Origin of the sequence: Rhizobium sp. NZLR1, assembly GCF_017357385.1 — a bacterium.
GTDB lineage: Bacteria > Pseudomonadota > Alphaproteobacteria > Rhizobiales > Rhizobiaceae > Rhizobium.
This window is the reverse complement of the sequence record NZ_CP071632.1, coordinates 2,496,402-2,523,313: the sequence shown is the minus strand read 5'-3', so window position 1 is coordinate 2,523,313 and position 26,912 is coordinate 2,496,402. Positions and strand designations below refer to the sequence as shown.

The following is a 26,912-nucleotide window of genomic DNA, read 5'->3' as shown; positions in this document are numbered from 1 at the left end:
CCGGCAGCAAAAACCTGTCGGCAGGTTTCTGTTTCCTGCATGCCGTTATCTCAAACGCTGGGCATTTTCGGGCGACGTGCATCGAGCGCTTATTTCGTCGGTTGCGAATCCGTCATCGTCGCTCCCGGCTGGTTGCCTGGTGTCGTGGAAGCTGTCGCACTCGACGACGACGACAGGGTGCTGTCCAGCAGTCCTGCCATCTTGTCGTCGCGCAGGCCTGCGGTCTTTTCGCCCATGACAACGCCGACGACGCGGCGGCCATCCTTCAGCGCCGATGTCACGACATTGTAGCCCGATGCATCGGTAAAGCCGGTCTTGATGCCGTCAACGCCGTCATAGCGATACATGAGGTTGTTGTGGCCGCGCAGCTTCATGCCGCGGAACTGGAAGCCGCGCATGGAAAACAGCTTGAACTCCTCGGGGAAATCCCGCATCAGCGAGACGCCGAGGGTCGCCATATCGCGTGCGGTGGTGACCTGCTCGGGATCGGGAAGGCCCGAGGGATTCTTGAAGACAGTATCCTTCATGCCGAGTTGGCGCGCCTTGTCCGTCATCGCCATGGCGAAAGCCTGTTCGGAGCCACCAAGCTGTTCGGCGATCGCCACGGCAGAGTCGTTGGCAGACAAGACGACGATGCTTTCGACCGCTTCGCGCAGCGTCACTTGGCGGCCGGCGCCGACAGCGAGTTTAAAGGGCTCCTTGCTCTCGGCATTTTCCGACATGGTGAGCTTCTGCTCCCAGTTGAGGCGCCGCTCATGCAGGGCCTCGAAGGCGAGATAGAGAGTCATCATCTTGGTCAACGACGCCGGATAATTCAATTCGTCCTGATTGGAGCCTTCGAGGACCTGACCGGAGTGCGCATCGACGACGAAGCTTGCCTGGCCGGCCTCGGCCACAGTGAAAGCGCCCATCAGAATGGCGGACGAGAGGGCGGTGGCAAGGAGCCGGGAGGTTGTCTTGGTCATCGATGTTACTGTCTCTGTCGTTGGACGGTCGGGTGAGCCATCGGCTAGACGCAAGCGGATCCAGAAAGTTTGTGACGAAATGAAGGACGGGCGGCAATAAAAAGGCCCCATCCACAGCTGATTGCTTTTGGCTCACCGTCTTCGGTTTTGACAATGGCGCGCAGGGCACGTAGAAATTCAACATGAGCATGAAGCGCGCGCCTTTCTCCCGCCATATCAGCACCTGCCTGCAGGCTGCGATTGTGTGCGCTTTTGACGGACGAGGTCTCTGCGTCCTGCTGTGACGTCGGGGCGCTCTCTGCGTCCGGCTGGACGTAAAGCCCCTCACCACGTCAATCCAGGTTGCCAGGGAGACAGGCACCGTGCTCAATCTTTATCATGTCAATTCGCTCGTCCATTGGGAGGAGCGCGAGATCCATCTGCGCGATCATATGATCGGCTTCTTCTCGCAAGAGGTCCGCAGTTTTCTGAGATCGGTCAATCCGGCCTGGGATGTTCGAAGGGTCGAGGCTCCCAGCTTGATGCCGCGATCACTGGTTTCGAGCGCTTATTCGAATGCCGATATCTGGGTTCAGGAACAACTGTCAGCCGGTGATGCCGCGCTGGTATTGAGGCCGGAGACCACGCCATCGACCTATGCCTACATGCAGCATATTCTCGGCAATCACTCGAAGACGCGGCTGCCGCTCTGCGTCTGGCAGGCCGGCAGATCCTATCGCCGTGAGCAGGAGCAGCCGACCAAGCACATGCGGCTGAAGGAGTTCTGGCAGCTCGAGTTCCAATGCGCCTTCACGGCCGACAGCGGCAACGACTATCACGCCGCCTGCCTCGAGCCGGTGCGCCGCATGATCGCCTCGCTGATCCATCTGCCGACGCGGATCGTGCCCTCCGACCGGCTGCCGGCCTATTCCGAGGTGACGATGGATATCGAGGTCGACAATGGCGACAAATGGATGGAGGTCTGCTCGATCTCGCGACGCAGCGATTTTCCGCAGCGTTACCGGTCGCAGCCGAAGAGGGGAGCTGCCGTCGACCATGATGTCCTCGTGCTCGAGATCGCCATCGGCCTCGATCGGTGCGTCTACAACTGGGGGGTAGCAGCCTATCGGTAAGATGGAGCCGGGGCCGCTGGTGGCGATTCCGGATCTCCGCGATGGCGATGCGCGTGGTAGCGGGATTCTGTCGTCGCTGGCGCGTTGAACCTTCGGGCATCTCGTTGGTAAGAGTAATGATCAGCAAAGGAGCACGATTGTCGTTCTCCTTCGCCCGAGATGTATTCACTCAGCGACAGGATCGGAAACCATGCTGATTATCTTCGGCGGCTTGCCGGGTAGTGGAAAAACGACTGTCGCCCGCGTGCTCGCGAAACGGCTGGGAGCCGTGTATGTGAGGGTTGACACCATCGAGCAGGCGATCAGAGCGGGTGTCCCTTCAATAGACGTCGGTCCGGCAGGTTATGTTGTCGCCTATGGGGTTGCCGAGGATAATCTCACGCTCGGCCGTATGGTGATCGCCGACTCGGTCAATCCTCTTCAGATAACGCGCGACGCCTGGCTGGCAGTCGCGGCGCGATCTGCGGTGACCGCGGTCGAGGTCGAGGTGATTTGTTCCGACAAGATCGAGCATCGCCGCCGGGTCGAGACGCGTGAAACCGACGTCGAAGGACTTGTCAAACCGACGTGGCAGGAAACCGTCGAGCGGGTGTATGACCATTGGGAGCGGAGGCCGATCGTTGTCGATACGGCCGCGAAGGATGTGCAAGAGATCGTCGACGCGTTGATCGTCAGGCTGGGGATTGATCGCCCGCTTTCGATTTGATGTCGGGTCTTGTAGGGCGTGCCGTGAATGCCCCTTGCCCTGCCGGGCATCTCCCCCACAAGGCGGGAGAATACAGGAGGCATGGACTATCGGTCCCTCTCTGCCGGCGGACGATATGTCTCTGCCGACGTTTTATGAAAAAGCAATGTCGGCGGCCGGGCGGATATCCACCGTCGCCTTGCCCGCGTCGAAACCGTCGAGCGTTTCATTGTGGTGGGCGATGATCGCGGAGAAGGTGAGGGTCGCCGTGTCGCCGGTGGTGTGGCCATCGGCAATCAAAGTCACATCATATCCGAGGGAAACGGCGCGCCTGACTGTCGTGTCGACGCAAAATTGCGACATGCAGCCGCCGATGACGAGGCGGGTAACCGAGCGTTCGTTCAGGCGTTCGGCAAGATCGGTTTCGAAGAAGGAGTCGGCGCTCTTCTTGCGCACGACCACCTCGCCCTGTCTCGGCGCAATCTCCTCGCGCAGTGCCCATCCCGCCGTGCCGACGGCCAATCGATGACCGGTGTCGCCGTCATGCTGGACGAGCACGATCGGCGCGCCTGCCTGCCGAGCCTTTTCTTGCAGTGCGGCCAGCCGCGCGACGGTGCCGTCGAGTGCTGCATCGATCTGAGGCTGCCTCTCCAGCGTAGCTTTTCGGGAGAGGATCGCATTCTGCACGTCGATGATCAGAAGGGCCTGCGTCATTCGGGAGAGGTTTCCGTGGCTGGATGGCAAAGTCGGGTCTGGGTGGCGGTATTGCTTACGAATGGCTGCTGGAGATCTTATCTGGACAGTGAAGCCGGAGAGATCTTAGTCGCACTCTTAAAGCGCGTCGCATCAAACTTGATTCATGCGACGCGCTTTAGTCCTTTGTTTTTATGCATGTCGTTATCCCGGAACCGCTGCACACTTCCGGGCGACATGCATTAGTTCCACTGGCATCGCAAAAGAAAAGCCGCCTGACATATGTTCAAGCGGCTTTCCCAATTCCAGTTCAGATCAGCGAACTTAGCTGAGCCTGCCTGCGGCGTGGGCGAGCATGGTGTAAACCTTGCCGGTATCCGAGGTGAGGTAGGACTGCGTCACCGTCCGGTTCGGGTCGGTGCGGGCAACATCGGCAAGCAGCTTTTCGAAGTCACCGATGTAGCGATCGACGGCGGTGCGGAATTCCGGTTCGCGGTCATATTTGCGCTTGATCTCGTCGAAGGTCTGCTGGCCCTTCAGCGTGTAGAGGCGACGGGTGAAGACGTCGCGCTCGCCGCGCTGGTAACGGCGCCAGAGATCGACCGAGGCGTCGTGGTCGATGGCCCGGGCAATGTCGACCGAGAGCGAGTTCAGCGATTCGACGACGTGGCGCGGATTGCGGCTGTCATTGCTGCGCGCGGCCGGTGCGGCGGTTTCCGCCGGCCGGACCGGAGCGCGGGCAGACGCCTCGTCGGCGGCCTCCTCACGCGACGCGCCGCGCAGGAGATCGCTGATCCAGCCGCCGCTTTCCGGAGGAGCCGGCTCCTGGCGCCCTGTGTCCTGGCGAAGAGGCTGCGGGGCGGCGCGCTGCGGGGCGGCAGCGGGTGCTGTCGGCGCGATCGTTCCGCGCAGACCCGTCGCTTCGATCGGCGGGGGCGCTGCCGGCTGCGGCGCCTGGGCTGCGACCGGCTGACTTACGACCGGCTGACTTGCAACCGGCCGGGTTGCGACCGGCTGGGCGGCACGCGGGGCCGGCTGCGCCTGGGCGAGCGTGCGGGCGACGGGCTCGGAAATCTCAAGCTGCTGGCTCGAGCGGCCGACAAGCTGGGAGATATCCTGCAGCGCCTTGATCTGCTCGGCGACGGCCCGGCGCATGGCCGAGGCGCTTTCCTTGGCTTCCTCGGGAAGATCGAAGGCGCCGCGCTTCAGTTCGGCGCGTGTGGCGTCGAGCTCGTTGCGGATGTCGGCGGCGGAGCGGCGGATATCATCCGTGGCGCCGGAGAAGCGGCCGACGGCATCATCGATCGCCTCGCGCAACGCCTCCCGCATGTTCTGGGCGGCGCCGTCGGAGGCGCGGCCGGCTTCGCCGAGCATGCGCTCGACTTCCGACAGCGAGGCCGTCAGACCGCCGCGAATACGGTTGGAGAGATCGCCGGAGCGGCGCTCGACATTGGCGAAGGTGCCGTCGATCGTCGTATTGGCTTCGTCGCCGGCGCGGGTGATTGCCTCGCGCATCGTCTCGGCCGCTTCCTGGGCGCGCTTCTCGGTTTCGGTGAGAATGCGGCCGATATCGGCGAAGGAGGATTGCACGCCCTGGCGCAGATTGCCGGTCACCTGGCTTGAGCGTTGCTCTGCCCGCTCGAACACAGTCTCGATCATGCCGCCGAGGCCGAGCATGGTCTTTTCGATCTCGGCGGAGCGTTGGACGAGGCCGACGGAGAGCGTCTGCAGGGCGCTTTCGCGCTCCTCGAGCGTCGAGGCGAGATTGGACTGGGCGGCGCCGAGGAGCTGCGAGGCCTGAGTGAGGACCTTGGAGTGTTCGTCGAAGCGGCCGATGATGCCGCCGACCTGCGACAGCGTCTGGCCCGAGATGTCGGAGAGGCGGTCGACCTTGCCTTCGAGCAGCCTGGTCGAGGCCGAGACCATTTCGGCGGCCCTGTTGGCGGACTCGGCAAAACGCGTGGTGGTGTCGCCGAGACGGCCGTCGACGGTGGTCAGCTGCTCGGCGGCGCGGTTCATCATCATCGCCATCGCCGCGCTGCTTTCCGCCATGCGCTCGACGAGGCCATTGACGTTGCCGACCAGGCTGTTTTCGATGGCGCTGACGGCATTGGCGACATTTTCGGTACGGGCGGCAACGGCGCTGGCGAGCGCTTCGTTTTCGGCGCGCAGACGGTCGGCGCTGAGGTTGGCTGCGGCGGTGATGCGGGCGGCGGCCTGCTCGCCGGCGTCGGTATACCGGTCGATGATCGGACGGGCGGTTTCGTCGAGGATGCGCGTCAATTCGACCGAACGGCCCGACAGCATCGAGTTGAGGTCGCGGGTGCGTTCGTCGAGCGTCGAGCGGATCGAATTGCCGCGCGCTTCGAGCGCCCGGTCGATCTCGGAGAAGGTCGTATCGATCTCGCGAGCACGCTCCTCGAGATTGGAGCGGATAGCGCTGCTGCGGGCTTCGAGCGCCCGGTCGACATCCGCCATGGTGGCGGAAATCTCGCTTCCGGCCCCCGACAGCGTCAAGCGGATGGCGTCGCCGCGCGTTTCCAGAGACTGGCCGGCATCCGACAGCGCCTTGGAGATGGCATTGACCTGCGTGCCGACGATGGTTTCGGCCTCGGCGACCTTGTTGACGATTGCGTTGCCGGCTTCCGAGAAGGTCTGGGCGACGGCAGCGGCCTGGCTTGCCAGCCGGCTCTGGGCTTCAGCGACGCGAGTGACGATCTGCGACGAGCGTTCATCCATGGTGCGGGTGAATTCGTCGCTTTTCGCATTGAGATCCACAGCGAATTGCTGGCCGGTCTTGCCGAGCAGTTCGGTGGTCCTCGTTGCTTCGCCTTCCATTCCCTGGGCGGCTTCGGCAACCGCGCTGCGTAGCGTCGAGGCGAGGCCGACGGCCTTGCCTTCGATGGTGCGGTTGACGGCCTCGAGGCCGACGGTCAACGCGCGATCCATGGTGGAGAGGCGTTCCTCGATGCGTTCATTGCCGCGGTCAAGGGTTTCGCCAAGGCTCGCGGTGCGGCCGTCGATGGCGCCCGTCAGGGTCGTGGCGCGGCTGTCGAGCGTCTCGGCCAGGTTGGCGGTGCGGCTGTCGATCGCCTGGGTGAGGTTTGCGGCGCTGCCTTGGAGCGTTGCCGAGATGCGCTGAGTGGCGTCGTCGCTGAGCGTGCCGATACGGGATATGCCGTCGGCCAGCACGCCGGACAGGTGGCCGCTGGCGGCTTCAACCTTTTCGGCAACGCCGCCGACACCGTCACGGATGCGGGTCTCGATGGCCGCAAGACCGGCTTCCACACGCGATCCGGTTTCTTCGACCCGGCCAGTCAGGCTTTCGACCGATTGGTCGAGATGAGCGGAGAAGTTCTGGGTTGAGCTGGAAATCGCATTCGCCGCCTCCTGGAAGCGGCTGGCGATCTGGCCGGCGCCGGCATGCATGCGATCTTCCAATGTCTGGGCGCTGGCATCGATGGCCTGACGGATCGAGGCTTCACGGTCCTCCAGCGACATTTCGAGCATGCTGACGCTCGTTGCCACCGAGGTGCCGATGCTGGTCGCATGTTCGGTCAGCGTATCGTTGATCAGCGCATGGGCTTGGTTCAGCGACAGGTCGATGGCGTTGGCGCGATCCTCAAGCGTCGTGCGGATGCGCTCATGGGCAGAGGTGAGTCCGCCTTCGATGCGTGCGGCGGCCTCGTCGGCGAGGCCTCCGAGCCGAACATGGGCGTCGGTCAGGCGACCTTCGATGCGGCCGGTCAAGCCGCCGACGAGATCCTCGAAGCGGGCGCCGCCGGAATCGAGAACGCCGGAAAGGGCGGCACTATGCTCGGAGAGCGCATTTTCGAGCCTCTGCTGATTGTCGGTGTAGGCGGCGCGGATGGCATCGGTCTTGTCGGTGAAGGCGCCGGCGACGCGTGACTCGGCGCCGGAGACGGCCTCCATGATGGCGTTGCTGCGCGCTTCGAGCACACTGTCGAAGCGGCTCTGGTTGTCGTCGAGCGAAATGGCGAGCGCCATGGTCTTTTCGTCGAGCGTATCGGTGAGCCGGTCGTGAGTTGCCGTTACGGCACCGATGATTGCAGCGGTGCGGTGCCCCAAGGCTTCCTCGATGCGGGCCTGGCCCTCTTTCAGCGAGGTGGCAAGGGAGGCGGCCTTCTGGTCGAGCACACCGTTCAGGCCTTCATGCGTGCCGGAGACCGCATTGATAATTGCATCGGCGCCTGATGTCAGTGTCTCTTCGAGACGGCTCTGGCTCTCGTTCAGCGAAATGGCAAGCGCCATTGCCCGGTCGTCGAGTGTCTCGGACAGGCGGTCGTGGGTGGCGGAGACCGCAGTGAGGAAGGATTCCGAACGGCTCTCCAGCGTGTCCTGCAGGCGGTTCTGACCCTCGTTCAGGGAGGCGGCGAGCGCTGCCGACTTTTGGTCGAGGGTTTCGGAAAGACGGTCATGCGTGCCCGACACGGCCTTGAGGAAGGCTTCGGAGCGCGCTTCAAGCGTGTCTTCAATCCGCGACTGGCTCTCATTGAGCGAGATGGCGAGCGTCATCGCCTTCTCGTCCAGGGTTTCGGACAGACGATCATGCGTGCCGGAGACGGCGTTCAGCAGAGCTGCGGAGCGGGTTTCGAGCGTATCCGCAATACGGGTCTGGCCTTCGCTCAGCGCAGTGGCAAAAGCTGCCGCCTTGCCGTCCAGCGTTTCGGAGAGGCGCTCGTGAGTGCCGGAGACGGCGTTCAGCAGCGCCTCCGCACGCGTTCCAAGCGCACCCTCGATGCGGGCGCTGCGCTCGTCAAGCGAGGTTGTCAGGGCGGTTGCCTTGCTGTCCAGTGTTTCGGACAGGCGGTCATGTGTGCCGGAGACGGCGGTCAACAGGGCCGCGGAGCGGGTCTCGAGCGTATCCTCGATGCGGGCCTGGCTTTCGTTCAGGGAGATGGCGAGCGCCATGGCCTTTTCATCGAGCGTTTCGGAGAGGCGGTCATGCGTGCCGGATACGGCGCTCAGCAGCGTTTCGGAGCGGGTTTCGAGCGTATCCTCGATGCGGGCCTGGCTTTCGTTCAGAGAGATGGCGAGCGCCATCGCCTTTTCGTCGAGCGTCTCGGCAAGCCGGTCATGGGTGCTGGAGACGGCGTTGATGATGGCGTCGGAGCGGGTCGTCAGCGCTTCCTCGAAGCGGCCGTGATGTGTGGTGAGCGCCTCGACCAACGCGCCACCGCGTTCTGCCATGACACTGTCGATGCGGCCGTGGGCCGTGCCGAGCGCCTCACTGATTTCTGCCGCACGCGCCGCAAGCGCGCCGGTCAGTTCCTCGGCGCGGCCGCCGAAGGCAGCGGTCACCTGCTCGGTGCCGGCGGCAACGGCGGTCGTCAGATCGGTGGTGGTGGTGCGCAGCGTGTCGCGGAATTCGGCTGTCCGGGTCTGCAGATTGTTCTGCAGCTCGGAGGTGCCGGATGCAAGCGTCAGCGCGATTTCCGAGGTGGCGCTCTGCAGCGCCGAGGTCAGTTCGCCGGTCCGGCTGGTGAGTGCAGTGGTGATTTCATCCGCCCGGGTGCCGAGCGTGCTTTCCAGCACTTCGTGACTGGTGGCGAGTGTGGTGGCGAGCGCCAGCGACTGATCGGTCATCGACAAACCGAGCCGGTCGATGCCGGAACTCAGGATGCCGTCGATCGAATCCGAGCCGCCGGTCAGCGTCTCGTTGATGCGGGCGAGGCTCTCCATCAGCTTGGTGTCGAGCGAGCCGGTGCGTTTGTCGAAGGCGCTGGTGAATTCGGCGACTCGTTCGTCGAAGGCGGTCGACAGCTGGGCGACGGTCGTCTGCAGCCGTTCTTCGAAGAAGCCGGAGCGGACGTCGAGATCCATGACGGCATCGTCGGCGGTGGTCTGCAGGCTCTGGCGGAAGCTCGCGCCCTTTTCGTCGAGGGCGCTGTTCAGCTTCGACAGCACGTCGTCGAGCGTGCCGCCGATGGTGCGTTCGCCTGATTTCAGGCTCTCATTGATCTCGCGGGTGCGGGCGATCAGGATCTCGCTGAGCTGATGCGTGCGTTCGTTCAGCGCCGCATTCAGCTTCTCGGTGCTGCTGTCCATGGTCGAGGCGCGCGTCTCGAATTGGCTGAGCAACCTTTCGCCATGGTCGTTGAGATTGACGGAGAGCGCTTCGAGGCGGCTGTCGAATTCGGTGGCGAGCGCGAAACCCGATGCGTTCAGTGTCTGCAACAGGCTATCGGTCTTGGCGGCGAGCAGGCTGCCCATCGACTGCAGGGCGTTGTCCGATCGTTCCAAAATCGTCGCGGCGCGCGTGTCGATCAGCGAGGCGAAGGCTTCGCCCGATGTGGAGAGCCGCACCGCGATCTCTTCGGTCGCAAGCGACAGCTCTTCCTTCAACTGGTCGTGGACGCTGCCGATCGAGGTACGGATGCGGTCGGCGTGGTTGACGATTGCCTCGCGCTCGGAGCCGAGTTCGTGGACGAGACCACGGACGCGCAACTCATTGTCGGCATAGGAACGTTCAAGTGCATTGACTTCGGAATGGACGAGCGTTTCCAGCTCGGACGCACGCGCGATGGTGCGCTCGATGCCTTCATTCATCGCTGAGACCTCACGGCGGACGGCCTGGCCGACGGTCATGATGCGCTCGGAGGCGATGGTTTCGGGCTCCGCCAGGCGCAATGCCACCTCTGCCATGGAACGGGCGGCGTTGCGCATGTCCTGGGCGCGGGCGATCATGATGGCGAAAGCATAGAACATCATGACGGGAATGATGATGCCGACGAGGCCGGCGATGACGCCCGGCAGGGCGACGAGATCGGCGAGCGAACGGATCTGCCAGATCTGAGGCGCATAAAGCAGCGACATCAGGCCGAGCCCGCCCATGACCCAAAGCACCGAGAAGAGGGTGGCGGTGCGCACCGCTGAGCGGCTGGAGGCGCCGTCGAAGGATTTCAGTATCGAGGCGGGCGTATTGCGACTGGCATCGTTTGCGGGCGCGAAGGCCGGCCCCCGGGATGTCTGCTCGCCGGCGGCGGCGCGGCGGCTACGGCGCTGCGCTTCTTCCTGGGCCTGCTGGTTACGCGCGTTCACTGGATCAGACACATTAGCCTCCGGGGCTTCAGGCGCGTCGCCGCGGCGAGACGGCACGTTATCTTTGCCGAAGTCGATCTGGAGCGCCTCGTCCAATGCCTTGAACGCCTTGTCCTCAACCGACTCGTTATATTTGTTGTTCGCCATTGGTTACGCCTCGTTACTGTCGGCCGGTCTGGCAGCGCAATCCCGGGCTTCCGCCTCACCCGGGGAACAACTTTGCCGTTCCAGCCTTCCATCCCAACGACGGACGGATTAAGCATGTCATTTCAGAGTAGATAGCCGCTTTTTCAAACGGAAGGTATCAAAACACTACCATTATCCACTCACTCGGCAAAGGCGCGTACCATAAACCCGCTCCACCAGTATCGTAGTGACACATCTGGGCTCCTCACACAATTAATGAAGGCTTGAGATTTGAGGCTCGTTAACCCGTTGTTAACATCTTTAAATCCGTAGCACCGCTTAAAAACCAATAATTTAGCGATATTTAACGGACGTTAACCATGTGGCGAGATTTCCGCCCTGAATGTGCCGGAATTTAACGTGATGGCCACCCTCCTGACGCAGAACTGTTGGAACTGCGCACGACACGAGACGGGAGAATTGGCAATGGCAGCTCAGATGGCAGCATTGAACATCGTATTCGAGGCGCCGGATAATGCAAAGGGACCCTGTCCCTCGAAGGTCCGGCCAATCGATCTGGTTCATCTCGCCAAGCAGACGATGGGCGACAAGACGTTGGAAATCGAAGTCCTTCAGATGTTTGCGCGCCAGGCTCGTGCATGTCTGCAGGATATTGCGAGCGGCGAAACCATCCGCGTCGGCGCGGCCGCGCACCGCCTGAAGGGCGCGGCAAGTTCGGTCGGCGCGTTCCGCGTGTCGCAGACGGCTGAGGCCGTCGAGGAAAACGGCGGCGATGCCGGTGCGACGGCAGCGCTCGGTGCAGCCGTCATCGACGCCGAGAATTTCATTCTGAAGCTCTGCCGCGGCTGATTTCTTTCTCTAGACCGTTCAAACAAGGACCCGTTGTTCCATTGCGGAACCACGGGTCTTTTTGCGACCTGTGGCATGACGCTTTGGAGACGGCGGGTGAAACCCCAATCTGCGAGGCTATAGTGAATTTCCCGATGTTGACTGACGCGTCGAATTGTCGGAAGAAAATCCGCCCATCATTTGAAGACCGGAAATAGTCCTGATGCCCAAACTTACCATCGTCGCCTTCGACGGCACGCGCTTCGACCTCGACGTCGACCAAGGCTCCACCGTGATGGAGAATGCCGTGCGCAATTCGGTGCCCGGCATCGAGGCCGAGTGCGGCGGCGCCTGTGCCTGCGCGACCTGTCATGTCTATGTCGACGAGGCGTGGACCGAACAGGTCGGTCAGCCGGAAGCGATGGAAGAGGATATGCTCGACTTCGCCTTCGATGTGCGCCCGACCTCGCGGCTGTCCTGTCAGATCCGCATGAAGTCTGTCTATGACGGTCTCGTGGTGCACGTGCCGGAACGCCAGGCTTAAGCGCGCTGCGCTTCAAACTTCGCCAGAATTCGTCCAGAAAAAAAGACGCCTCGCGCGCTTGAGCGAGCGAGGCGAGGCGGGCGCATTACCTACGGATGAGGGAGGAACATCCGCGGCTTCGGAACGCGCCAGGAGAACCCAGCGATGAAAGTGCAGATGCCGTACCTGAACTTTCGAATGTGTTCATATTAACGCGTTCCGGTTGAGTCTGCCAGGATGAAAAATGACCATTAAATCACTGGGGAGGGTGCAAGTTTCGCACAAGTTTTGTTGTGCAGCTAAGGTTTTCCGCTCGCAACCAGACTAAAAAAGCCTTATTTTTCGCCGGCTCGGCCGTTGATTCGATTGTTCAGCAACCTCAGCATACGCTTCTGGAAATTGACCGCTTCGACCCGGTCGAATCGCGCCTGCTGCCGATCGTGCTCGTCTATACCGCGAGCTGATTCGCCAGTGACGAGTTCCTGCATGGCCTCGCAGCTGCGCTGCTGCGGCAGCGCGCGAATGGCGCGTTCCATGGCGCGGGCCTGATCGCGGGCGATTTCGGCATGGCGCTCCTCGTGGCGCTTGATATCGCTCGACAGGGCATCCCAGATCATCGACAGCTCCTTGCTGGCGCCCTTGCGGCTGCTCCAGCGCGGCAGGATGATCTGCGTGTGGACCGTGACCTTGACGCTGCCAACGCGGCAACGGCCGTTATCCTGGATATAGGTGGCTTCACCGCCAAAGCGGATCTTCGTTGCGCCGGGATGGCGCGCCGAGGAGCCGCTCGACGTCGGGCCGCGCCGGCTGAGTTCGCGGTCGAGCTCATCCGCGGTTTTGCCGCGGATGTCGAAATAGGAGTAGCTTTTCGATGCGATCACTTCTGCCGCCGCTGGGCTGCAGACGGAAAGAGCAATGGAAAAGGCGATAGGAAGGACCATATAACGCACTGCAAGCGGCATTCTGAACGCAACCCGTGTTGAAATCGACCGGAGCTTGGGGCATAGCCACCACAAGCGCAATATCGGATGGCGCTTTTTTCGTGATCAATGGGATAAGTCTGGTGACAGGGCTCGAAGGCAGTTTATGGCGTGTGGGCCATGGCCGGCAGATCGAACTCGGCCGTCGTTCTCTCATCATGGCGATCATCAACGTGACGCCGGACTCCTTTTCCGACGGCGGACGTTTTGAAACCGTCGAGGCGGCGGTCGAACACGCGCTGCGGGCAGTGAGCGAGGGGGCCGGGATTGTCGATATCGGCGGCGAATCGACCCGGCCGAACGCAGCATCCGTCAGCCCTTCCGAGGAGCAGGCGCGCGTGCTGCCCGTCATCGAGGCGCTACGCGGGCGCACTCAGGCGCTGATCTCGATCGATACCTATCGCGCCGAGACGGCGCGGCTGGCGGTCAGTGCCGGCGCCCATATCGTCAACGACGTCTTCGGGCTGCAGAAGGAGCCCGATATCGCCGACATCGCCGCGGCGACCGGGGCCGGGCTCTGCATCATGCATACCGGCCGCGACAGGGCGAAGCTTCCCGATGTGATCGCCGACCAGGTGCATTTTCTGAAACGGTCGCTTGCGATCGCCCAGGCCGCGGGCGTCAGCAGCGATCGCATCGTGCTCGATCCGGGCTTCGGCTTCGCCAAGGAGACGGCGGAGGAGAATCTCGAACTGATGGCGCGGTTTTCCGAACTTTCCCGCTTTGGCCTGCCGCTGCTCGCCGGCACGTCACGCAAGCGCTTCCTCGGCGCGGTGACGGGACGTGAGGCGCCGGACCGAGACGCGGCGACGGCTGTCACCAGCGCCCTGCTCAGACTTCAAGGCGCTGCGGTTTTTCGGGTGCACAATGTCGCAATCAACAGGGATGCGCTCGACATCGTCGATGCTATGCTGAATGCGCGCCAGGAATTCGAGAGGAAGCGGCCGACATGACCACCTACACGATCACGCTGCAGAACTGCGCCTTCTTTGCGCGCCACGGCGTGCATGACGAGGAGGAATTCCTCGGCCAGCGCTTCTTCGTCGATGCCGAGCTCGATGTCGTTGCCGGCGAGGCGCTGGAAAGCGATTCGATCAACGATACCGTCAATTACGGCATCGCCTTCACCGTGATCGAGCAGATCGTCACGGGCAAGCGGCGTTACCTGATCGAGGCCCTGGCGCTCGATATCGCCAAGGGGCTGTGCGAGACATTCCCGCAGGTCCGGCGGGCGAAGATCACGGTGCGCAAGCCGAACGCGCCGGTGCCCGGCGTGCTCGATTTCGTGCAGGTGAGCGTTGAGCACTTTGCCTGAGGCCGCATGGCAATCGGCCACACTCGGTCTCGGCGGCAATGTCGGCGATCCCGTCAAGGCGATGGCCGCCGCACTGCAGAGGCTGGACGAACGAGATGACTGCCGGGTGACGGCGGTCTCCCGGCTCTATCGCACGCCGCCCTGGGGCAAGACCGACCAATCCTTCTTCTTCAACGCCTGCGCCGCCGTCGAGACCCGATTGGAACCCGAGGCTTTGCTCGATGTCTGCCTGTCGATCGAACGGGAGATGAAACGCGAGCGCATCGAGCGCTGGGGTCCGCGCACGCTCGATATCGACGTGCTGACCTATGGCGACGTCATTCAGGAGGCGCCGCGGCTGGAACTGCCGCATCCGCGCATGACCGATCGCGGTTTCGTGCTGATGCCGCTCGCCGATATCGCGGCGGACATTTTCGTCAAGGGCAGGGCGATCAGCGATTGGCTGTCGGATGCTGATGTGGCGGGCATCGAAGTCGCCGATAACAGCCGCGACTGGTGGCTCAAAAGCTGAAGCGGAGATCCTGAAACGGAAAACGGCGGGAAACCCGCCGCTTCAGGAAAATCCACTATACGATTTATCTATTCGATAGAACCGACGGCCATCTCGTCGACCTGGCGGGTCAGTGTCAGACCGATGACCGGGATCATCTGGCTTTCGACCTTGACGGAAACGGTGACATTCATCGTCTTGTCGTCCCGCACCCGGGCGATCATCGCGCCGTTCAGCTTGGCGCGGTTGATGCCGACGACGACGGTATCCTCAGAAACGGCGCCGGAGACGACGTCAAGCCCCTTGCCGGCGGCGCCGTCGAGGAACTTGCCCTTGTAGGTCGAGCCCGACTGCGAGATGACGGCGGTCATCGGTTGCTTGAAGACGCCGACGCGGCAGGTGCCGTCGAGCTTGATGCCGGCGCCACTGTCGCCAGTCGGCTCACCGATCAGATTGCAGGTGAATTTGGTGCCCTTGTACTTGCCGGCAACGATTTCGCCCGGGCCCTTCCAGGAGCCGGTGACGGAATCGAAGAAGGCCTTGTCACGGGTTGCAGCGGTGGCTGCCGGAGCGACATCTGCGACGGGAGACAGTGCCGCGGCGGCCAGACCGCATATAATAAGAAGCTTGCGCGAATACATGGATTTTCCTTGGCAAACACCACTCACGAACTGGCTGCAAGTTTTGCCGAAGAATGGTTAATCCTTCCTTTCAATCATGTCGAAATGCGATGCGGCACAGGGCTTTCGCGCGGCTGTAATTTCAGCATACCGCCATTATCGCTTTGAATCCGCTGTAATTTCTTCCGCTTTACGCAAGGGGAGGAGAAAGCCGCGGAATCGCTGCTTCGTTCAAGGAGTGTTGCCGCGCGGCGACATGGAGGGGGCGAGATCGCCGATGAAATCACCGATTCCCGGTCGCTTCAGGGCGTGGAAGGCGAGCGGGCGGCAGAGATCCATCGCCGCGATTCCGATACGGGCGGTCATCAGGCCGTTGATGACGCCTTCGCCGAGTCTTGCCGAGAGCTTCGAGGCCAGCCCGTGGCCGAGCACCTGCTGGACGAGGCTGTCGCCGACGGCGATCGAGCCGGTGACCGCCAGATGCGCCAGCACGTCACGCAGCAGACGGAACATGCCGAGCGTGCCGGGGCGGCCGCCGTAGAGCTCGGCCATGGCGCGGATCAGCCGCACGGCCTCATAGAGCACATAGAGCAGATCGACCACGGCGCGCGGGCTGACGGCGGTGACGATCGAGACGCGCTTCGAGGCGTTGACGATCAAGGCGCGAGCCTTGCGGTCGAGCGGAGCGAGCAATTCCCGTTCGGCAAGCGCAATCAGGTGCGGGGGATCGATGACCTCGCCCTCGGTCGCCTTCAGCGTGGCGCGGCCGTTCGATGTTTCGGGATTGGCGGAAAGCAGCGTGATCAGGCGGGCGACGACGGCGCGCGCCTTTGCCGGCCGGGTTTCGACCATTGCGGCTTCCGCTTCGGCCTTGATCGCCTGGACAGCGGCAAGGCGCATCATGCCTAATGTCTCGCGGATGACGAGGGCAAACACGGCGAGAATGCCGACCGCGAGCACGGCAAGGGCTGCATAACCCAACCAGTCGGCGCGGGTGAAGAGATCGCGGATCAGGCTGTCGGTCCAGAGGCCGAGGCCTAGCGACAACAGGATGCCGAAGGCGCCGGCGGCGATCTTGCCGAAGGAGGTCCGACGTCTCAGCGGCGTTGCCACGGGCACTGCGCTCAGATCCTTGTCGGGATTGAGGAAGGGATCGTCTTCATCGGCCGTCACGACGATGTTTTCGGAGAAGCTTTCCGGCCTGCGCCGCTGCTCTCGTTGGCGGCCGTTATCATGACGCTCGGTGGCCTCGTCCTCGTAGGTGAAGACCGCCGGTGGGCGGCGTGGCGGCTCGGACGGAGGCTTGCTCATGCGAGACGGTCTCCGAACAGGAACTGCATGGCCCGGTCGAGGCGGATATGCGGTACCGACAGCTTGATGCCGCCGCCGGTTTCCTCAAGCTGCGGCGGGCGGAACCTGACGACGTTGACATCGGGCAGTTGCAGGCCGGTCTCGCCCGAGGCGATGCGGTCGAACAGGCTTTCCGGATCCTCCGGCAGGTCGCCGGGAAAGATTGCGGTCTTTCTCTGCCCGTCGAAGCGCTCGCCGGCAATGGTTTCCCCCTCCATCGGCGTGCCGACGATGACCGGCAGTTCATGACCCTCACGCTTGACCGAGGCTTCGCGGGTGGCGCGCACGGAGGCCAGCGCCATGACGTCGATGCCGGCACCGGCCATGCCGATGCGGTCGATGGCACGATCGACCAGGCGGCGGGTCAGGGCATCGAGCCGGTCGTGGCTTTCATGGTGGAGATGATCGGCCTTGGTGGCGGCAACCAGCACGCGGTCGATGCGGCGCCCGAGCAGCGAGGAGAGCAGCGAATTGGTGCCTGGGCGGAAACAGGCGAGCACATCGGTCAGGGCGCGTTCCAGATCCTGCACGGCTTCAGGGCCGCGGTTCATCGCCTGCAGTGCATCGACCAGCACGATCTGGCGGTCGAGCCGGGCGAAATGCTCCCGGAAGAAGGGTTTGACGACGACCGATTTATAAGCCTCGTAACGCCGTTCCATCATCGTCCAGAGCGAGCCGCGGCCGGGACGCCCGTCCGGCGGCAGAGCGAGCGGCGCGAAAGTCAGCGCAGGCGACCCGTCGAGATCGCCCGGCAGCAGCAGGCGGCCGGGCGGCAGGGTGGAGAGCGAGCGTTCGTCGGCCTTGCAGGCCTTGAGATAATCGGCAAAGGCGGTGGCGAGGTCGCGAGCGACCATTTCGTCGGCGCCGGCGTGGATATCGGCGGCATGCGTCAGCGCCAGCCATCCACGCGACAGTTCCGAGCGGACGCCGGTTTGCGCCAGCGCCAGCGTTTCCTCGCTGAAGGTGCGGTAATCCTTGCCGAGCAGCGGCAGGTCGAGCAGCCATTCGCCGGGATAATCGACGATGTCGATCGACAGGCGACCGGGCGAAAACAGCCGGTTCCATCCGCTGGCGCTCTGATAGTCCAGCGTGATGCGCAGTTCGGAAATGGCGCGGGTCGAATCCGGCCAGATACGGTCCTTCACCAGCGCGCGGATATGGTCCTCGTACTGGAAGCGCGGCACGGCATCGTCGGGCTGCGGCTCCAGCCGCACCGCCGAGACGCGGCCGGATTGCACCGGCTCGAACAGCGGCAGGCGGCCGCCATGCAGGAGATTGTGAACCAGCGAGGAAATGAAGACCGTCTTGCCGGAGCGGGAGAGGCCGGTGACGCCGAGCCGCACGGTCGGATTGACGAGGCCGCTCGCCCGATCGGCGAGATTGTCGAGGGCGATGCGGGCGTCATCGGCAAAGGATGTCAAGCGTGGCGGCAAGGCGCGATTCCGGTTAGTGACTGCCGGCAATATAGGAAGGGCACGCCGCCCGAAAAAGACGCGGCGCGAAAGCTTTCAGACGATCACAAAATCGGCGAGGCGCCAGACGGCGGCGGAAGCGTCGTAATCGACGACGGCAAGGCCAGCCGTCGGGAAGCCGCCGGGAAGGGCGCCGACCATCGCCTCATGGCCAATCAGCGCCTCCAGCGTCTGCTCCATGGTCGGATTGTGGCCGACCAGCATGACGGCCGCCTCATCCTGGGCATCGACGATCTCGAGATAGGTGTCGACCGTGGCGTTGTAGAGCGCATCGACATAACGCACGTCGAGTGCAACGCCCATTGCCCGGTGGACGGCGCCGGCGGTGTCGCGGCAGCGCAGCGCCGTCGAACTGATCACAAGATCGGGACGGTAGCCCTTGTCGGCGGCCTTGTCGGCGATGATCTCCGCATCGCCAAAGCCCTTTTCGTTGAGCGGCCGGTCGAAATCGCGCTGCCCGGGGTCGGCCCAGGCGGCCTCGGCATGACGCAGGAGATAGATGCGGTTGGGCGGAGGCAGCGGTACGGTCATGGGCAAATCCAGGATCGGGTGGGTCTTTTCAGTAGCGGTTGCAATCGGCCGCCGTCAATCGCCAGCCATGCCGCAACGGCGCAAAACGTGGCTGACAACACGGCGTTTTGAAGGCGAAGAAAAAAACGGAAGCCGGAATAACCATGACAAAATAGATCGTTAGCCTAAAATTGTAACAGATTTAAAAATCTGTTTACCTGTCGTATTTGGCTTGAACCGCGGCTAGCGCTTGGGATATACACCCGGCCAGATGAGATGTTCTTCAGGAGAATCGCGTTGAGTGAGAAGATCGATCTTAGCAATTACGTTCCCTCGGAAGAGGAAGAGTTCATGAACGTAAACCAGCGTGCCTACTTTAGGACGAAGCTGGTTGCATGGAGAAATGATATCCTTAGAGAAGCGCGTGAAACCCTCGACCATCTGGCCGAGGAAAGCGCAAACCATCCCGACCTCGCCGACCGGGCGTCGTCGGAAACTGATCGGGCGATCGAACTTCGCGCCCGTGACAGGCAGAGAAAGCTGATTTCCAAGATCGACGCGGCACTGCAGCGCATCGAAGACGGCACTTACGGCTTTTGCGAGGAAACCGGCGAACCGATCGGCCTCAAGCGTCTCGACGCCCGCCCGATCGCGACGCTGTCGATCGAGGCGCAGGAGCGCCACGAACGCCGCGAAAAGGTCTATCGCGACGAATAATGGTCTTCATGCAGAGATGAGAACAGAACAAGCGCCGCGATCCGATCGCGGCGCTTTTTTCGTTGATCACTGTTCTACGGCGTAATTGCCTGTCGCCAGAGGTTTCCACGATTGCTCCCGCTCGGTCTCCATGGAGAGGTCAATCACCACAAGGGCGCCATTTCTGATCCGCCGCCGCATGATGTCTGCCCGCTCAGGAGCCGTCCGGACCATGCCTTTGTCGTGAAGAGCCCGCAGCCGCGAACGTGAAAGCTTCAGTTCCGAGGCCAGCAGACGGTCGAGGCGGGTGCTTGTTGGAAACGGCACCATCAGTTCGATTGCCAATCTCGTCCAATTGGCAGTTTCGTGCTGCATTTCCTTCGCGATTTCAAATTCGGCAAACTCATCCACACGCAGCGATTTGTGTCGGAGAGCATCGAGGTTGAAGCTTTCCGCGCGGATCCAGTCCGGATCGTTGGATTGCAAAGCGTCAAGAACGGCAGGATCGATGTCGCGGACATTCCGGCGCTCGAGGATCGGCCGGTTCCATGTCCGTTCGCAGGTCAGGCATTTGTAGATAAGCCAGGCGTCCAGCTTGCGGCCGTTGGCATTGAGCCGGATCTTGCCGCTGGACTGAAAGGCTCTCAGGCCTCCGCATCCGCCGCATGCAATCCAAGGCCGGGGCGCTGTCTTGGGAATAATGGTCCATCGGACCCGAAGCGTCTTGCACATATCGTCTTGGTCTTCCGTTCGGAAGCCCATCGAGATGGTGCGTGAGAAGACCCTTGCGGGCGCGGTGTGGCGATGTTGTGGGCGGCTGAAGAGCTGAGACAGCGGAGCTGCACTTGGCACATTGTAACAATGCCAAACCGGTCTCTCGCCACCACCCGATGAACATGTTCGCATGCCGCCAGCGTGTCGCTAGGCGGCAGTACGGGTGAAACTGGAGTGAGACCGGAATTTATTTAGGCAATATGTAACCTCGAATGCGCCGACGCTCTTCACCCTGATCGATACCAAATGATCGGCATGATGGGGAGGCCGGAGGCATTCGGAAACGGAAAAAGCCGCGGCATGCGGCTTTTGTGCAACTTGATGATGAAAACGAAGGCGCACCAACCCGGTTTCACGCGGACGCGTTTGCCTCATTTGTCGCGGTTGACGCTCATCTCGCCGAAGATGCGGGCCACTTCCTTCTGCAGCTCGGTATCGGCGCCGGTGATCGGAGCAAGATCGGGATCGCGGCGCGGCAGGTTGCCCGGCTGCGGTATGGCTTGGCGGGGGGCCTGGTTCGCCGGCACCGGGACGATGCGTTCGGCCGTCAGATTGTTCGACATCTCCTCATCCAGCACCCGCTGGAAATCGCCGCGGATTGCCGCTGCCGACTGCGCAGCCGCATCGGCCTCTGCCGTACCAGGTGCGGCGCGGGCGGCGGCCGGCACGTGGACAGGCGGGGCGGAGATCTCGGGTTCAATGCGCTGCTGCGGCAGCACGCGCTGGCGGGCGGCATCGAGGATCTCGGCCGCACTTGCTGTATCGTGGAAAGATGCAGGCTGTGCGACCGGAGGAGCGACGGGACGCTCCGGCGGGCGCGGCTGCGGCGGGGCGGCAGGCACAGGAGAGTCGCGTTCGACCGACAGCGTCATGGGGTTTGCCGGAAGAGGGCTCGTCGCCACGGGCGGGGCGACAGCCGGCGGGGCAGGCGGTTCGGGGCGCGGGAGCGGCACCGGCGAAACCGGCGCGGAGAAGGAAGGCTCGGCCGCCGGCTCGATGCGGGCTGCAACGGGGCCTGCGACTGGGGTCGCGACCGGCGGGTGGGGCGGAGAAACCGCCGGCGTTTCCGGCCGCGCTGGGGGTATTGGCCGCTGCTCGACGAGTTGCGGGCGGTTGGCGCTTTCCGGCTGTTCGGTCGCTCCCGGCAGGATACGGCTTTCGATGACGATATCGCTCGGGCCGCCGATCATGATCAGGTGCTCGACGTCGTCGCGGCGCACCAGCACCAGCCGGCGACGGGTATCGACAGCTGCGGCATCCAGCACCTGCAGGCGAGGCTGGCGGTTGCGGCCGCCGCGCAAGAAGGGCGAGGGTGCCCGTCTGCGGATCACCCAGAGCACGAGGATGAGCAAGAGAAGCGCCAGACCGACGCCACCGGCCGCAAGCAGGAAACGGCTGCCATAAGCTCCGACAACATCACCCAACATAATCACTCACTCCATTTCACATTTCGGCACATATTGACGACTTTTCCGTTCCTTAGGCAAGGGCCGCCGGTGCTGTCCAGTCACGGGAGAACGCGATTTCGTGTTTCGCTGCTTGGCGCCCGGCGACCATGCGCTCGGGTGGCCGGGTTGAGCTTCAGGGGCAGATGGCGCTGTTGCCTGTGAATTCAAGCAGTCTTGCCGGCCAGCGGTGTTTTTGCCGACGCAGCAAATTGCTAAGAAGGAAACAGTGCCTGATTCCCGCTTCGTGTTCGTGCTACGAAGCTGGAGGGGCTTATGTGAGGAATACATGACGAAACCGCGTCAGGCCGACGAGTATAACGCACCGCTTGTGGATCGTGGGGGGCGTTCTGGCACGGTTTTGCGCATTCTTCTGCTGGCTCTCGTGTTGATCGCAGCCGCCGGCGGCTTTGTCGTCTTCAAGAGCTCGCTCGACAACGAGGTCGTGCTTGGCGGTCTCGGCGTGCTCGCCATGGTCGGCATCTTCTTCCTGGTCTCCTCGGTCATCGGTTTCATCGAGGTGATGCCGCAGCGCCAATCCGACAGCTTGGCGCGCGCCTTCCTCAACAGCCATCCGGACGGCACGCTGATCACCGACGAAAAGGGCCGAATCATCTATGCCAACGCCGCCTATGGCGCGCTGACCGGCGCGCGCAAGGCGACCGAGGTGCAGACACTGGAAACCCTGCTGTCGCGCCACCGCGAATCGAACGAAGCACTCTACAGGCTGGTCAACGGCCTGCGCGAGGGCAAGGAGGGCCGGGAGGAATTCCGCCTGCTGCGCGCCGTCGGGCCTGGCAGCAACAGCTCCGGCGCGCATTGGTACCGGCTGAAGGCGCGGTTGCTGCAGCCCGAGGAGAACAGCGGCAAACCGCTGCAGATCTGGCAGATCACCGACATCACCACCGAGCGCGACGACCAGGAGCGCTTCTTCAAGGAGTTGCAGAACGCGATCGACTATCTCGACCATGCACCGGCCGGCTTCTTTTCCGCCGGCAGGAAGGGCGAGATCTTCTATCTCAATGCAACGCTTGCCGAGTGGCTGGGCCTCGACCTTACCAAATTCGTGCCGGGCTCGATGACGATCGGCGACGTGGTGGCGGGCGAGGGGCTGGCGCTGATCCAGTCGGTGCAGGCCGAACCGGGCCTGAAAAAGACCGTGACGCTCGATCTCGACCTGCGCAAGACCAATGGCCAGAGCCTGCCGGTGCAGATCATTCACAGCGTCACCTCGATGCGCGACGGCGCACCCGGCGAAAGCCGGACGATCGTGCTGGGGCGTGAAAAGAGCGAGGCCGGCGGCCAGTCCGCGTCGGCTGCCGCTATGCGTTTCACCCGCTTCTTCAACAACACGCCGATGGCAATCGCCTCTGTCGACGGCGACGGGCGCATCCTGCGGACCAACGCGCCGTTCCTGAAGCTGTTTTCCAGCGTCGTCTCGCGCGACGATCTCGAAAAGGCGCCGCATCTCGAAACCATTGTCCAGGAGAGCGATCGGCCGCAGTTGGCTGCGGCGCTGGCGGCGGCCAAGGACCGGCAGGGCGACATCGCGCCGCTCGATACCCGTACGCCGACCGACGAGGCGCGCTATTTCCGCTTCTATGTCAATGCGGTCATCGACCAGAGCGACGAGGCGCCCGAGGAGGCGGCGATCGTCTATGCCGTCGAGGTGACCGAGCAGAAGGCGCTGGAAGCGCAGATGGCGCAGACGCAGAAGATGAATGCTGTGGGCACGCTCGCCGGCGGCATCGCACATGATTTCAACAATGTGCTGACGGCGATCCTGCTTTCCTCCGACCATCTGCTGCTGCAGGCGCGGCCGGCCGATGCCAGCTTTGCCGACCTGATGGAAATCAAGCGCAACGCCAACCGCGCCGCGGTGCTGGTGCGCCAGTTGCTCGCCTTCTCGCGCAAGCAGACGATGCGGCCCTCGGTGCTCAACCTCACCGATGTCGTCGGCGACCTGCGCATGCTGGTCGACCGGCTGCTCTCCGGCACCAACGTCAAGCTCGACGTGCAATATGGCCGCGACCTCTGGCCTGTCAAAACAGACCTTTCGCAATTCGAGCAGGTGCTGATCAATCTCTGCGTCAATGCGCGCGATGCGATGCCGGAGGGCGGCACTCTGACGCTGCGAACCCGAAACCTGACAGCCTCCGAGGTCTCCGCCTTCAACTATTCCTACATGCCGGCCGAGGACATGGTGCTGATCGAAGTTGCCGATAACGGCACCGGGATCGCGCCCGAAATCATGGACAAAATCTTCGAGCCCTTCTTCACCACCAAGGATGTCGGCAAGGGCACGGGACTTGGCCTTGCCATGGTCTACGGCATCGTCAAGCAATCGGGCGGCTACATCCAGCCGGAATCCGAAGTCGGCAAGGGCACGACCTTCCGTGTCTTTCTGCCGCGCCACATCCCGGAGCCGGTGGTTGCCGGCGAAGCAGGCTCGATCGACGGCGCCATCGAGGTGCTGCCCCAGCCCACATCACCGCAGCAGCCGGAGGACCTGACTGGATCGGCGGTCATCCTTCTCGTCGAAGACGAGGAGGCGGTGCGCCGCGGCGGCAAGCGCATGCTGGAAACCCGCGGTTATACCGTGCACGAGGCGGGATCGGGCGTCGAGGCGCTCAACATTATGGAAGAGCTCGACGGCAAGGTCGACATCGTCGTTTCCGACGTGGTGATGCCCGAAATGGACGGGCCGACACTGCTGCGCGAGCTGCGCAAGACCTATCCCGACATGAAATTCATCTTCGTTTCGGGCTACGCCGAAGATGCCTTCGCCCGCAACCTGCCGCCCGAGGCAAAATTCGGGTTCTTGCCGAAGCCTTTTTCGTTGAAGCAGCTTGCGGTGGTGGTGAAGGAAACGCTGGATAGTTAGGAGCTCGGTGGCTCAGAGGTTTGAGAGGGCGTGCCGTGAGACACCCCCTCTGGCCTGCCGGCCATCTCCCCCACAGGTGGGGAGATCGACAAGAGGCATGATCCTCCCGCCTCTCTATCGTTTGCCGGATTGCAATGTTGATTGTCGTGGAAGCCGGTGCCGCAGCCGATCTCCCCACCTGTGGGGGAGATGCCCGGCAGGGCAGAGGGGGGCTCACCCGGTACGGCCTATCTACCGAGGCGATTCCTGCCGGCCCGCTACCTTATTCCCCAAGCGCCACGGCAATCTCTGCCGCCAGCCGCGCATTGTTTTCGACCAGCGCGATATTGGTCTTCAGGCTCTGGCCATCCGTCAGGTCGAAGATGGTCGAGAGCAGATAGGGCGTGACCGCCTTGCCGGTGATTTCGTCGCGCTCGGCGCTATCCAGCGCCCGCTCGATGTAGATTTCCATCTCCTCGCGGGCGATCTCGTCAGCCTCGGGCACCGGGTTGGCAATCAGCATGCCGCCGTCGATGCCGAGCTGTTCGCGCACCGTCTGGAAATTGGCAATGGCGGCCGGGCTGTTCAGTGACAGCGGGCTGCGGATGCCCGAGGAGCGTGACCAGAAGGCGGGGAATTCTTCGCTCTCGTAGGTGACGACGGGAACGCCGCGCGTTTCCAGCACTTCCAGCGTCTTCGGAATGTCGAGAATTGCCTTGGCGCCGGCGCAGACGACGATAACGCCGGTGCGCGCCAGTTCCTCGAGATCGGCGGAGATGTCAAAGCTTTCCTCGGCGCCGCGGTGCACGCCGCCGATGCCGCCTGTGGCAAAAACCCGGATGCCGGCGCGGGCGGCCGCAATCATCGTCGCGGCGACTGTAGTAGCGCCGGTGCGGCGCTCAGCGATCGCGAAGGCGAGATCGGCGCGCGACACCTTCATCACTTCGGTCGCCTTGGCGAGCTGCTCCAGTTCGCCGGCTTCAAGGCCGATATGCAGCGTGCCGTGAATGACGGCGATCGTTGCCGGCACGGCACCCTGCTCGCGAATGATCGTCTCGACGCTGCGGGCCATCTCGATATTGCCGGGATAGGGCATGCCGTGGGTGATGATCGTCGATTCCAGCGCCACCAGCGGCGCGCCGCGCTGCTTGGCGCTGGCGACCTCCTTCGAATATGCGATTGGCAGAAGAGGCGAAATGGGCTTGGTCATGATTTGTCCTGTCGTCGATAGAGCATGATGCCGAAAAGGGGCAGCGGTTTTCGGACGACATCATGCTCAACTATTTAATTTCGCCGCTTCAATGCAGAATTCTGACCTTGGGAACAAGGGCAAGCGCTGCATTCAAGAGGTCCGGGGTCAGATTTTCGTCGACGGCATGCCGCGACTGCACCGTCAGCGTGGCGGCCGCGGTGCCGTGGCGGACGGCCTCCTCGAGCGGCAGGCCGTCCATCAAGGCGGCGAGCGTGCCGGCTGCAAGAGAATCGCCGGCACCGGTGACATCGGCGACAGTGTCGGCGATCGGCGGCTGCAGCGTCACGGCGCGGCCCTCGCAAAGAGCGACGAGCTCGCGGCGGCCGCGGGTGACGACGGCGTTCCTGATGCCGATCGCGTTCAGAAGCGGCGGCCAGCCGGCAGCGTCTTCCGGCTGTTGCCCGGCAAGGGCGGCGGCCTCGGCCTCGTTCAGGAACAGGTAGTCGATATCCCCGATACAGGGTTTCAGCCTGACGACCTTGGCAGGCGAAATGGCGATCGCTGCGACCGGCTTTGCCAGGGAATGGGCCTTGGCAACGATCGCCGCGATCGTCTCTTCCGGCAGGTTGGCGTCGAAAAGAATGAGATCATGGGCGGCGAAGGCCTCGCGCACCCAGCGGATGGAGAGACGCCGCGGCACGAAGAAGCGGTAGAGATCCATGTCGGCAAGGGCGATCACCAGATTGCCGTCTTTCTCAATGATCGCCGTATAGCTCGGCGTCTTGCGGTCGAGGAAGACGAAAGGCCGGTCGTCGATGCCGGCGAAATCGGCGGCTTCGCCGACCATCTCGCCTATCGGATCGCCGCCGCGCGGCGAGATCATCGTCACCTGAAAACCAAGCCTTGCGAGATTGCGCGCCGCATTGAAGCCGCCGCCACCCGGCTCTTCGAACCAGGTCCCGGGATTGCTGGCGCCAGGCGCCGTCTCGCCCAAGATGCGGCCGCGTCTATCGATATGGGCACCGCCGAGAACGAGAATCTTTCTGTTCATTTCAGTCGCTCTCCCAATGCCGAAAAAGCGAATCGATGCGATGCATTCTGATGGGCGCGTGTTGGCATTTCAGGTCTAAGCCGTTGCTTTGCATCGATAAAACAAAAATAGAACACGGGCCGTTTTACCTTTTTCTTTC

General features: G+C 62.9%; 21 protein-coding genes. 9 read left to right on the top strand and 12 right to left on the bottom strand.

From position 1 onward, the window contains the following. Nucleotides 1-89: 89 nt before the first annotated feature. Nucleotides 90-965, bottom strand: a complete 876-nt coding sequence (locus tag J3O30_RS12590; protein WP_207580669.1) for a D-alanyl-D-alanine carboxypeptidase family protein — start codon at nucleotides 963-965, stop codon at nucleotides 90-92. Nucleotides 966-1,327: 362 nt separating this feature from the next. Between J3O30_RS12590 and J3O30_RS12585 the strand changes: the two genes are divergently transcribed. Both J3O30_RS12585 and J3O30_RS12580 read left to right on the top strand, forming a co-directional pair. Continuing rightward, nucleotides 1,328-2,077 carry an aminoacyl--tRNA ligase-related protein gene (locus tag J3O30_RS12585; protein WP_207580668.1) on the top strand — a complete coding sequence of 250 codons (750 nt, stop codon included), beginning with the start codon at nucleotides 1,328-1,330 and terminating at the stop codon, nucleotides 2,075-2,077. 190 nt (nucleotides 2,078-2,267) lie between these two features. Continuing rightward, nucleotides 2,268-2,783 carry an AAA family ATPase gene (locus tag J3O30_RS12580; RefSeq protein WP_207580667.1) on the top strand — a complete coding sequence of 172 codons (516 nt, stop codon included), beginning with the start codon at nucleotides 2,268-2,270 and terminating at the stop codon, nucleotides 2,781-2,783. Between the two features lie 132 nt (nucleotides 2,784-2,915). Here the strand turns inward: J3O30_RS12580 and J3O30_RS12575 are convergent, their stop codons facing one another. Then, complete coding sequence (locus J3O30_RS12575; protein WP_207580666.1) at nucleotides 2,916-3,476, bottom strand: cysteine hydrolase family protein; 561 nt, start codon at nucleotides 3,474-3,476, stop codon at nucleotides 2,916-2,918. Between the two features lie 303 nt (nucleotides 3,477-3,779). Next, nucleotides 3,780-10,664, bottom strand: coding sequence for a hypothetical protein (locus J3O30_RS12570; protein WP_207580665.1), 6,885 nt, complete (start codon nucleotides 10,662-10,664; stop codon nucleotides 3,780-3,782). Nucleotides 10,665-11,129: 465 nt separating this feature from the next. Between J3O30_RS12570 and J3O30_RS12565 the strand changes: the two genes are divergently transcribed. Both J3O30_RS12565 and J3O30_RS12560 read left to right on the top strand, forming a co-directional pair. After that, nucleotides 11,130-11,513 carry an Hpt domain-containing protein gene (locus J3O30_RS12565; RefSeq protein ID WP_007629359.1) on the top strand — a complete coding sequence of 128 codons (384 nt, stop codon included), beginning with the start codon at nucleotides 11,130-11,132 and terminating at the stop codon, nucleotides 11,511-11,513. Between the two features lie 202 nt (nucleotides 11,514-11,715). Then, nucleotides 11,716-12,036, top strand: a complete 321-nt coding sequence (locus J3O30_RS12560; RefSeq protein ID WP_207580664.1) for a 2Fe-2S iron-sulfur cluster-binding protein — start codon at nucleotides 11,716-11,718, stop codon at nucleotides 12,034-12,036. Between the two features lie 314 nt (nucleotides 12,037-12,350). Here the strand turns inward: J3O30_RS12560 and J3O30_RS12555 are convergent, their stop codons facing one another. Further along, a complete protein-coding gene (locus tag J3O30_RS12555; protein ID WP_207580663.1) occupies nucleotides 12,351-12,977 on the bottom strand; it encodes a DUF922 domain-containing protein in 627 nt (208 codons plus the stop codon). Between the two features lie 101 nt (nucleotides 12,978-13,078). Between J3O30_RS12555 and folP the strand changes: the two genes are divergently transcribed. The 3 genes from folP to folK are packed head-to-tail and all read left to right on the top strand — an operon-like array spanning nucleotide 13,079 to nucleotide 14,821. Then, nucleotides 13,079-13,948: a dihydropteroate synthase gene (gene folP, locus J3O30_RS12550; protein WP_207580662.1), complete on the top strand. Its 870-nt coding sequence runs from the start codon at nucleotides 13,079-13,081 to the stop codon at nucleotides 13,946-13,948. Beyond that, nucleotides 13,945-14,310: a dihydroneopterin aldolase gene (gene folB, locus J3O30_RS12545; RefSeq protein ID WP_003579602.1), complete on the top strand. Its 366-nt coding sequence runs from the start codon at nucleotides 13,945-13,947 to the stop codon at nucleotides 14,308-14,310. Before folP ends, folB begins: the two co-directional genes overlap by 4 nt. Further along, on the top strand, nucleotides 14,303-14,821 hold the full coding sequence (gene folK / locus J3O30_RS12540) for a 2-amino-4-hydroxy-6-hydroxymethyldihydropteridine diphosphokinase (RefSeq protein WP_207584317.1): 519 nt from the start codon (nucleotides 14,303-14,305) through the stop codon (nucleotides 14,819-14,821). Before folB ends, folK begins: the two co-directional genes overlap by 8 nt. Before the next feature lie 68 nt (nucleotides 14,822-14,889). On the opposite strand, the gene J3O30_RS12535 is transcribed toward folK, so the two are convergent. The 4 genes from J3O30_RS12535 to J3O30_RS12520 all read right to left on the bottom strand — a co-directional run bounded on the left by J3O30_RS12535 (nucleotide 14,890) and on the right by J3O30_RS12520 (nucleotide 18,773). Continuing rightward, nucleotides 14,890-15,441 (bottom strand): hypothetical protein, encoded by a 552-nt coding sequence (locus J3O30_RS12535; RefSeq protein WP_207580661.1) that lies wholly within the window; start codon nucleotides 15,439-15,441, stop codon nucleotides 14,890-14,892. Nucleotides 15,442-15,651: 210 nt separating this feature from the next. Further along, nucleotides 15,652-16,731, bottom strand: a complete 1,080-nt coding sequence (locus tag J3O30_RS12530; RefSeq protein ID WP_207580660.1) for a TIGR01620 family protein — start codon at nucleotides 16,729-16,731, stop codon at nucleotides 15,652-15,654. Then, nucleotides 16,728-18,203 (bottom strand): YcjX family protein, encoded by a 1,476-nt coding sequence (locus J3O30_RS12525; RefSeq protein ID WP_207580659.1) that lies wholly within the window; start codon nucleotides 18,201-18,203, stop codon nucleotides 16,728-16,730. The genes J3O30_RS12530 and J3O30_RS12525 overlap by 4 nt, the downstream gene beginning before the upstream one ends. Nucleotides 18,204-18,278: 75 nt before the next feature. After that, nucleotides 18,279-18,773 carry a histidine phosphatase family protein gene (locus J3O30_RS12520; protein ID WP_207580658.1) on the bottom strand — a complete coding sequence of 165 codons (495 nt, stop codon included), beginning with the start codon at nucleotides 18,771-18,773 and terminating at the stop codon, nucleotides 18,279-18,281. A gap of 276 nt (nucleotides 18,774-19,049) precedes the next feature. Here J3O30_RS12520 and dksA point away from each other — a divergent pair, with 276 nt between their 5' ends. Next, nucleotides 19,050-19,469, top strand: a complete 420-nt coding sequence (gene dksA / locus J3O30_RS12515) for an RNA polymerase-binding protein DksA (protein WP_164014196.1) — start codon at nucleotides 19,050-19,052, stop codon at nucleotides 19,467-19,469. 66 nt (nucleotides 19,470-19,535) lie between these two features. Here the strand turns inward: dksA and J3O30_RS12510 are convergent, their stop codons facing one another. Together J3O30_RS12510 and J3O30_RS12505 are read right to left on the bottom strand one after the other, a co-directional pair. After that, nucleotides 19,536-20,180, bottom strand: coding sequence for a DUF1062 domain-containing protein (locus tag J3O30_RS12510; RefSeq protein WP_207580657.1), 645 nt, complete (start codon nucleotides 20,178-20,180; stop codon nucleotides 19,536-19,538). Nucleotides 20,181-20,593: 413 nt separating this feature from the next. Further along, nucleotides 20,594-21,649 carry a flagellar biosynthetic protein FliO gene (locus tag J3O30_RS12505; protein ID WP_207580656.1) on the bottom strand — a complete coding sequence of 352 codons (1,056 nt, stop codon included), beginning with the start codon at nucleotides 21,647-21,649 and terminating at the stop codon, nucleotides 20,594-20,596. 307 nt (nucleotides 21,650-21,956) lie between these two features. On the opposite strand from J3O30_RS12505, the gene J3O30_RS12500 reads away from it, so the two are divergent. Beyond that, on the top strand, nucleotides 21,957-24,551 hold the full coding sequence (locus tag J3O30_RS12500; RefSeq protein WP_207580655.1) for a PAS domain-containing sensor histidine kinase: 2,595 nt from the start codon (nucleotides 21,957-21,959) through the stop codon (nucleotides 24,549-24,551). A gap of 262 nt (nucleotides 24,552-24,813) precedes the next feature. On the opposite strand, the gene J3O30_RS12495 is transcribed toward J3O30_RS12500, so the two are convergent. Next, nucleotides 24,814-25,740, bottom strand: coding sequence for a pseudouridine-5'-phosphate glycosidase (locus tag J3O30_RS12495; RefSeq protein ID WP_207580654.1), 927 nt, complete (start codon nucleotides 25,738-25,740; stop codon nucleotides 24,814-24,816). Between the two features lie 88 nt (nucleotides 25,741-25,828). Continuing rightward, nucleotides 25,829-26,773 (bottom strand): carbohydrate kinase family protein, encoded by a 945-nt coding sequence (locus J3O30_RS12490; protein WP_207580653.1) that lies wholly within the window; start codon nucleotides 26,771-26,773, stop codon nucleotides 25,829-25,831. Nucleotides 26,774-26,912 lie beyond the last annotated feature (139 nt).